This is a genomic window from Stenotrophomonas sp. (assembly GCF_036662295.1).
In the GTDB taxonomy this organism is placed as follows: Bacteria; Pseudomonadota; Gammaproteobacteria; order Xanthomonadales; family Xanthomonadaceae; genus Stenotrophomonas.
Window position 1 is genome coordinate 1 of sequence record NZ_JAVWXA010000146.1, and the last position, 7,725, is coordinate 7,725.

Genomic DNA, 7,725 nt, shown 5'->3' on the forward strand with positions numbered 1-7,725 from the left:
CTCAACAGCGACCACGACACCGTGCTGGGCGTGCTGTCGCTGGCGTTCTGGGCGTTGAACATCGTGGTCACGCTCAAGTACGTCACCATCATCATGCGCGCCGACAACGAGGGCGAGGGCGGCATCATGGCCCTGATGGCGCTGACCCAGCGCACCCTGCGCAACGGCTCGCGCTCGGCCTACGTGGTCGGCATCCTGGGCATCTTCGGGGCCTCGCTGTTCTTCGGCGACGGGGTGATCACCCCGGCCATCTCGGTGCTGGGCGCGGTCGAAGGCCTGGAGGTGGCCGCGCCGGGCCTGCATGCCTTCATCGTACCGATCACGGTGGTGGTGCTGCTGGCAGTGTTCGCGGTGCAGCGCTTTGGCACCGAAAAGATCGGCAAGCTGTTCGGGCCGATCACCTCGATCTGGTTCATCTCCCTGGCCGCCATCGGCATCTGGAACATCGTCGATGCGCCGGAGGTGCTCAAGGCCTTCAACCCGATGTGGGCGCTGCGCTTCTTCATGGAGCATGGCTGGCACGGCATCTTCATCCTCGGCGCGGTGGTGCTGGCCGTCACCGGCGGCGAGGCGCTGTATGCGGACATGGGCCATTTCGGCGCCAAGCCGATCCGCCATGCCTGGTACTTCTTCGTGCTGCCGTGCCTGGTGCTCAACTACCTGGGGCAGGGCGCGCTGGTGCTCAACAATCCCGAGGCGGTCAAGAACCCGTTCTTCGAGGCCGTGCCGGACTGGGCGCTGTACCCGATGATCATCCTGGCCACCATGGCCGCGGTGATCGCCTCCCAGTCGGTGATCACCGGTGCGTTCTCGGTCTCCCGCCAGGCCATGCAGCTGGGTTACATCCCGCGCATGCGCATCACCCATACCTCCCACGACACCATCGGCCAGATCTACATCCCCGGCATCAACTGGGGCATCGCGGTGATGGTGATCGGGCTGGTGCTGGCCTTCCGCAGCTCCTCCAACCTGGCGGTGGCCTACGGCATCTCGGTCTCGGCGACCATGCTGATCGACACCCTGCTGCTGGCCCTGGTGGCGCGCGCGCTGTGGCCGACCTCGCGCTACTGGATCATCCCGCTGTGCGTGGTGTTCTTCATCATCGACCTGGGCTTTGTGATCGCCAACGGCGCCAAGCTGCTGCAGGGCGCCTGGTTCCCGGTGGTGCTGGGCATCGTGCTGTTCACCATGATGCGTACCTGGCGGCGCGGGCGCGAGCTGCTGCGCGATGAGATCCGCAAGGACGGCATCCGCATCGACACCTTCCTGCCCGGGCTGATGCTGGCCCCGCCGGTGCGCGTGCCGGGCACGGCGGTGTTCCTCACCGCCGACCCGACCGTGGCCCCGCACGCGCTGATGCACAACCTCAAGCACAACAAGGTGCTGCACGAGCGCAACGTGTTCCTGCACGTGGTGACCCTGCCGGTGCCCTATGCCCCCTCCGGCCAGCGCCTGAAGATCGAGTCGGTGGGCGATGAGTTCTATCGCATCTACGTGCGCTTCGGCTTCATGGAAACCCCGGACGTGCCGCTGGCGCTGATGCGCTCGTGCGACCACGGCGGGATCTACTTCGACCCCATGGACACCACCTTCTTCGCCAGCCGCGAGACGATCGTGGCCACCGCCAACCGCGGCATGCCGATCTGGCGCGACAAGCTGTTCGCGCTCATGCACCGCAATGCGGCCCCGGCGACCGGGTTCTTCCGGATCCCGGGCAACCGGCTGGTGGAACTGGGCGCGCAGGTGGAGATCTGACGAAGTCAGATCGCCACCTGCGGCCCAAGGTTTGCTGCGCAAACCTTGGGTCCCCGGGTCATTCCACCGGATCCCCCCACCGTCGGTGCGCCCCCGTGAACCTCAAGGGGGCTCTCCTCCAGCCACTATTCGCGAGCTTCGGATGAAGAGCGCCTGGGGTTTGCTTGCCTGGCGGCGCACGGAATGTTGGCGAAGGCGGGGTGGGTCCGGTTGTGGGGGCGTGAGCCGCATGGGTCAGGCGCATGTGCCTGACGGGTAGGGCAGGAGCCCTACCCAGGTCTTGCCGTGTGGGCAGGACTGCACACACGAGCAAGCGGCGACCGAGCTTACAGGGACGTACTTGCAGCGTCCCCCGCAGCCGAACCCACCCCGCCGTCTCTCAGCAAACCGGCCGTTGTCGTTGACCTCGCGGTTGCCTTGGCTCCGGCCTCTGCGGGCGCCGGGCGCAGCCCGGCAGAACCTTACCCTTTTGCCGCATAATTGCCGCATGACAGACGACCGCATCATCGGTGCCGGTGCCACCCGCGAAGACGAGGGCACCGACGCCAGCATCCGCCCCAAGCGCATGGCCGATTACCTGGGCCAGGCGCCGGTGCGCGAGCAGCTGTCGATCTACATCGAGGCCTCCAAGGCCCGCGGCGACGCGCTCGACCACGTGCTCATCTTCGGCCCGCCCGGCCTGGGCAAGACCACCCTGAGCCATGTGATCGCCAACGAGCTGGGCGTGGCCCTGCGGGTCACCTCCGGCCCGGTGATCGAGAAAGCCGGCGACCTGGCCGCGCTGCTGACCAACCTGCAGCCGCACGATGTGCTGTTCATCGACGAAATCCACCGCCTCTCGCCCGTGGTCGAGGAAGTGCTGTACCCGGCGATGGAGGATTTCCAGATCGACATCATGATCGGCGAGGGCCCGGCGGCCCGCTCGATCAAGATCGACCTGCCGCCGTTCACCCTGATCGGGGCCACCACCCGGGCCGGCCTGCTGACCGCGCCCCTGCGCGACCGCTTCGGCATCGTGCACCGGCTGGAGTTCTACACCCCCGAGGAGCTGACCCGGATCGTGCGGCGCTCGGCGACCATCCTCAACATCGACTGCACCGCCGAGGGCGCGGCCGAGATCGCGCGGCGCTCGCGCGGCACCCCGCGCATCGCCAACCGGCTGCTGCGCCGGGTGCGCGATTACGCCCAGGTCAAGGCCGCCGGCCACATCGACCAGGACGTGGCCCAGGCGGCCATGCAGATGCTGAAGGTGGACCCGGAAGGCTTCGACGAGCTGGACCGGCGCATGCTGCGCACCATGGTCGACTACTTCGACGGTGGCCCGGTCGGCGTGGAATCGCTGGCCGCGGCCCTGTCCGAGGAGCGTGGCACCCTGGAAGACGTGGTCGAGCCCTACCTCATCCAGCAGGGCTTCCTGATCCGCACCGCACGCGGCCGCATGTGCACCCACAAGGCCTATCGCCACCTCGGGCTCAAGCCCAAGAACCCGCCGGCGGACCTGTTTGCCGAGGCCATCGATGGCAATTGATCCCCGGTTCAGTTGGCCGACACGCATATATTGGGAAGATACCGACGCGGGCGGGGTGGTCTATCACGCCCGCTACGTGGCTTTCATGGAGCGCGCACGGACCGAATGGATGCGGGCGCTGGGCTTCGGCCAGGAGCGCACGCGCACCGAACACGGCCTGGTGTTCGCGGTCCGCGCGATGACCATGGATTTCCTCAAGCCGGCGCGGCTGGACGATGCGCTGGCGGTGACGGCCACGCTGGTGCAGTGCAAGCGCGCCAGCATGGTGTTCGACCAGCGCGTGTGTCGCGGCGATGAAACGCTGCTGACGGCCCAGGTCAGGATCGCGGCATTGGATGCCTCCACCTTCAAACCGCGTGGCATGGGCGATGCACTGCTGGCCGCGCTGAAACCCTACGAACTTCAAGTATCCGCACAGTGAGGAACAACGGATGATCGCAATGCTCCTGGCCCTGCAGGCCACGGTGACCGAGGCGCTGCCGCAGGAAGTGACCAGTGCTGCGGCGCAGACGGTTGCACAGGCCGCGCATGGCGGTGGCATCAACTACCTGGACCTGATGGTCAAGGCCAGCATCCCGGTGAAGATCATCGTGCTGCTGCTGCTGGCCGGCTCGTTCATCAGCTGGGTGATCATCTTCCGCAAGGCGCGCGTGTTCAACGCGGCCAACCGCGAAGCGGACGAGTTCGAAAGCCGCTTCTGGTCCGGCGCGGACCTGGGCAAGCTGTACAGCGCCGCCACCGACCGCAACCGCAAGGTGGGTGGCCTGGAGGCGATCTTCGAAGCCGGCTTCCGCGAATTCACCCGCCTGCGCGACAAGCGCCGCCTGGATGGCCGCGCCCAGTTGGAAGGCGCGCAGCGTGCGATGCGCACCACCTACACCCGCGAAGTGGACCAGCTCGAGCGCAGCCTGGAACTGCTGGCCAACATCGGTTCCACCGCCCCCTACGTGGGCCTGGTCGGCACCGTGTTCGGCATCATGGTGACCATGCACGACATGATCAACAGTGGCGAGCAGGCCGGCATCGCCTCGGTGGCGCCCGGTATCTCCGAAGCGCTGTTTGCCACCGCCATCGGCCTGTTCGTGGCCATCCCGGCGGTGTGGGCCTACAACCGCTTCACCACCCGCGTGGAGCGCATGTCGGTCCGCTTTGAAACCTTCGCAGAAGAGTTCAGCTCGATCCTGCAGCGCCAGAGCGCCGGCGACGAGTAAGCGCCCAGCACAAGGACCCTGCCATGACCGCTGCCATCGGCCGCCGCAAGCGCCGCAAGCTCAAATCCGAAATCAACGTCGTGCCTTACATCGACGTGATGCTGGTGCTGCTGATCATCTTCATGGTCACCGCGCCGCTGCTCACGCTGAGCTTTGACGTGGACCTGCCCAACTCCCAGGCCAAGGCGCTGGAAAGCAAGCAGGACCCGGTGATCGTCTCGGTCCGCCTGGACGGCCAGCTCAGCCTCAAGCTGCCCGATGCCAAGGAACCGGCGCCGATGGACGCCGGCGAACTGCAGGCCCGCCTCGGCGCGTTGGCCGCCCAGGACAGGAACGTGCGCGTGATCGTCGCGGCCGACAAGGCCGTGGCCTATGAAAAGGTCATCGCGGCCATGGACGTGATCAAGCGCGCCAACGTGGAAAAGGTGGGCCTGGCGACCGATGCACGCTGACGCCCTGCCACCGCAGCGCCAGTCCGAGGAAAAGTGGGGTCTGCCGATCGCGCTGGCGGTTGGCGTGCACCTGCTGCTGGCGCTGGTGTTCATCGCCGCCTGGCTGTGGTCGCCCCAGCGCAGCACCGAGGCCGCCGCCGGCGACCCGGCCATCGAGGCCAGCCTGCAGTTGTCCGCCTCCGAGGCCGCCGCCGCGCGCCAGGCGCTGCGCGCCTCGGAAAAGCTGCCTGACCTGCCCGAGCCGGTGACCCCGCCCGAGCCGATCCCCGAGGACACCGTGCCGCCGCCGCAGCCGATCGAGGAGCCGCGTCCGCAGGATGCGCCCACCCCGCAGCAGCAGCAGGCCCAGGAGCGCGTGGCCCAGCCGGACACCGTTGACCAGGAAGCGGTCAGCGCCCTGGCGGTGTCGGCGGAGAAGGCCAGGCAGGAACAGGAAGCCAAGCGCCGCCAGGAACAGATCGACCTGACCGAGCGCCAGCGCCAGGAACAGGCCGAGCAGAAGCTGCGCCTGGCCAAGCAGCAGGAAGAGGCGGAAAAGAAGAAGCTGGCCGAGCAGCAGCAGAAGGCCAACGACACCAAGGCCGAAGCCGAGCGCCAGCAGAAGATCGCCGAGATCCGCCGCAAGCGCGAGCAGGCCGAGAAGGAAGCCCGCCAGGCCGAGCAGAAGCTGCGCCAGGTGGCCGCTGCCCGCGCGGCCGCCGGTACCGCCGCCACCGCCGGCGCCACCGGTGCGGCCCAGCCCGCTGCCGGTGCCGGTGGCACCAGCGACGACCTCAGCGCCAAGTACGTTGCGGCGATCCAGCAGAAGGTGAAGGGGCAGTGGACCCGGCCGGATTCGGTGCCGCTGGGGCAGAAGTGCCAGGTATCGATCACCCAGATCCCGGGCGGGCAGGTGATCCAGGCCAAGGTGGTGGGCAACTGCGCCTTCGATGAGGCCGGCAAGCGCTCCATCGAGGCGGCCGTGCTCAACGCCCAGCCGCTGCCGTACCGCGGCTTCGAGACGGTGTTCCAACGCACCATCAACTTCAACTTCACCGCGCAGGATTGACCCGGCGCAGGCCGTTTTCCGGCCTGCGGCCCCGAGCCTCCCCATGAAAACCTCCCTTTTCCTCGCGCTGGTCCTCGCCCTCGCGCTGCCCCACCACGTCCGCGCCGAGGCCGTGACGGGCAAGGCGGCGGCGGGCCGCATGCCGGCCAGCGCGGACGACGCGGCGCAGCGCGCCGCCTATGCGGCCGCGATCCGGGCAAAGATCGCCGAACAGTGGGCGATCGGCGATTCGGTCCTGCCCGGCCAGCGCTGCCGGGTGGCGATCGTCCAACTGCCTGGCGGCGCGGTGGCCTCGGTCAAAGCCGACACCGACTGCGAGTTCGACGCGGCCGGGCGCGCGGCGCTGGAACGCGCCGTCCTCCGCGCCCAGCCGTTGCCCTACAAGGGTTTCGAGCCGGTGTTCGATCGCGCCCTGCGCATCGAGTTCTCCGTCCCGCGTTAACCGCGTGTGAGTTTGGCGTTCGCGGTGACTCTGCTTTCACGTACCTTTGGTTCATGATTGCGAAACGGTTCACCGCCGCCCTGTTATCCCTCGTTGCTGTTTTCCCCTATTTGAGCGATCCATGAAGAAGATGCCTCGCTGGTTTGCCGTATTCGCGGCCCTGTTGTTGCCCTTTGCTGCCGCGGCGCAGCAGAAGGGGCTGGATATCGACATCATCGGCGGCAACGCCTCGGCCACCCCGATCACCGTGGTGCCCATGCCCTACCAGGGCGCTGCCGGCGCACCGCAGACCGACGTGGCCGGCGTGGTCCGGGCCGACCTGGAGCGGTCGGGCCAGTTCCGCACGCTGCCGGAGGCGCAGATCGTCGAGAAGCCCACCCGTGGCAGCGAGATCCAGTTCGCCACCTGGCGCGCGCTGAAGCAGAACTACATCGTGGTCGGCCGCGTCATGGACGCCGGCGCCGGTGCCTATCGCGTGGAGTACGAGCTGTACGACGTGCCCAAGGGTGAGCGCCTGCTGGGCCTGGCAATGACCGCCCGTGGCAACGCCATGCGCGATGTCGCCCACCAGATGGCCGATGCCATCTACGAGAAGATCACCGGCGTGCGCGGCGCCTTCTGGACCCGCATCGCCTATGTCACCGCCAGCGGCAAGGGCGATGCCATGCGCTATGCGCTGATGGTGGCCGATTCGGACGGCTTCAACCCCCAGACCATCGTGCGCTCGGCCGAGCCGCTGCTGTCGCCCTCCTGGAGCCCGGACGGCAACCGCCTGGCCTATGTGAGCTTCGAGCGTGGCAATTCGGCCATCTACATCCAGAACATCTCCACCGGTGCCCGTGAACTGGTCACCAGCTTCCGTGGCATCAACAGCGCGCCGTCCTTCTCCCCGGACGGCCGCCGCCTGGCCCTGTCGCTGTCGCGCAGCGGCAACCCGGAAATCTACGTGATGGACCTGGGCAGCAAGCAGCTCACCCAGCTCACCAACCACTTCGCCATCGATACCGAGCCGACCTGGAGCGCCGACGGCGCCAACGTCTACTTCACCTCCGACCGTGGCGGCCGCCCGCAGATCTACCAGGTGCCCTCCAGCGGCGGCAGCGCCTCGCGCGTGACCTTCCAGGGCAACTACAACGCCACCCCGAGCCTGTCCTTCGACGGCAAGAAGCTGGTCGTCGCCCAGGGCAGCGGCAACACCTACAAGATCGCGATGATGGACAGCAGCCTGGGCTCCCCGCGCTGGAGCACGCTGTCGCCGGGTTCGCTGGACGAATCGCCGAGCTTTGCGC

Annotated in this window: 8 protein-coding genes; all 8 read left to right on the plus strand. The window is 67.7% G+C overall.

The window, feature by feature from the left end:
• The coding region (locus RSA25_RS18180; RefSeq protein WP_332810234.1) for a potassium transporter Kup at positions 1-1,755 on the plus strand (1,755 nt) is incomplete at its 5' end.
• A 487-nt stretch (positions 1,756-2,242) separates the two neighbouring features.
• Positions 2,243-3,283 (plus strand): Holliday junction branch migration DNA helicase RuvB, encoded by a 1,041-nt coding sequence (gene ruvB, locus RSA25_RS18185; protein ID WP_332810235.1) that lies wholly within the window; start codon positions 2,243-2,245, stop codon positions 3,281-3,283.
• A complete protein-coding gene (gene ybgC, locus RSA25_RS18190) occupies positions 3,273-3,704 on the plus strand; it encodes a tol-pal system-associated acyl-CoA thioesterase (protein WP_332810236.1) in 432 nt (143 codons plus the stop codon). Before ruvB ends, ybgC begins: the two co-directional genes overlap by 11 nt.
• A 10-nt stretch (positions 3,705-3,714) precedes the next feature.
• Positions 3,715-4,494: a protein TolQ gene (tolQ, locus tag RSA25_RS18195; protein WP_332810237.1), complete on the plus strand. Its 780-nt coding sequence runs from the start codon at positions 3,715-3,717 to the stop codon at positions 4,492-4,494.
• Positions 4,495-4,517: 23 nt separating this feature from the next.
• The gene (gene tolR / locus RSA25_RS18200) at positions 4,518-4,946 is read left to right on the plus strand and encodes a protein TolR (RefSeq protein WP_332810238.1); all 429 of its coding nucleotides are present in this window, start codon (positions 4,518-4,520) and stop codon (positions 4,944-4,946) included.
• Positions 4,936-5,994 (plus strand): cell envelope integrity protein TolA, encoded by a 1,059-nt coding sequence (gene tolA / locus RSA25_RS18205; protein WP_332810239.1) that lies wholly within the window; start codon positions 4,936-4,938, stop codon positions 5,992-5,994. Before tolR ends, tolA begins: the two co-directional genes overlap by 11 nt.
• 43 nt (positions 5,995-6,037) lie before the next feature.
• The gene (locus RSA25_RS18210; protein ID WP_332810240.1) at positions 6,038-6,436 is read left to right on the plus strand and encodes a TonB C-terminal domain-containing protein; all 399 of its coding nucleotides are present in this window, start codon (positions 6,038-6,040) and stop codon (positions 6,434-6,436) included.
• 121 nt (positions 6,437-6,557) lie between these two features.
• Positions 6,558-7,725, plus strand: a 1,168-nt coding sequence (gene tolB, locus RSA25_RS18215; RefSeq protein WP_332810241.1) for a Tol-Pal system beta propeller repeat protein TolB, incomplete at its 3' end; no start/stop codon positions are given.

What these genes read in the sequence shown, in the direction of transcription:
- ruvB (WP_332810235.1), top strand. Translation starts at nt 2,243, where the DNA reads ATGACAGACGACCGCATCATCGGTGCCGGTGCCACCCGCGAAGACGAG.
- ybgC (WP_332810236.1), top strand. Translation starts at nt 3,273, where the DNA reads ATGGCAATTGATCCCCGGTTCAGTTGGCCGACACGCATATATTGGGAA.
- tolQ (WP_332810237.1), top strand. Translation starts at nt 3,715, where the DNA reads ATGATCGCAATGCTCCTGGCCCTGCAGGCCACGGTGACCGAGGCGCTG.
- tolR (WP_332810238.1), top strand. Translation starts at nt 4,518, where the DNA reads ATGACCGCTGCCATCGGCCGCCGCAAGCGCCGCAAGCTCAAATCCGAA.
- tolA (WP_332810239.1), top strand. Translation starts at nt 4,936, where the DNA reads ATGCACGCTGACGCCCTGCCACCGCAGCGCCAGTCCGAGGAAAAGTGG.
- RSA25_RS18210 (WP_332810240.1), top strand. Translation starts at nt 6,038, where the DNA reads ATGAAAACCTCCCTTTTCCTCGCGCTGGTCCTCGCCCTCGCGCTGCCC.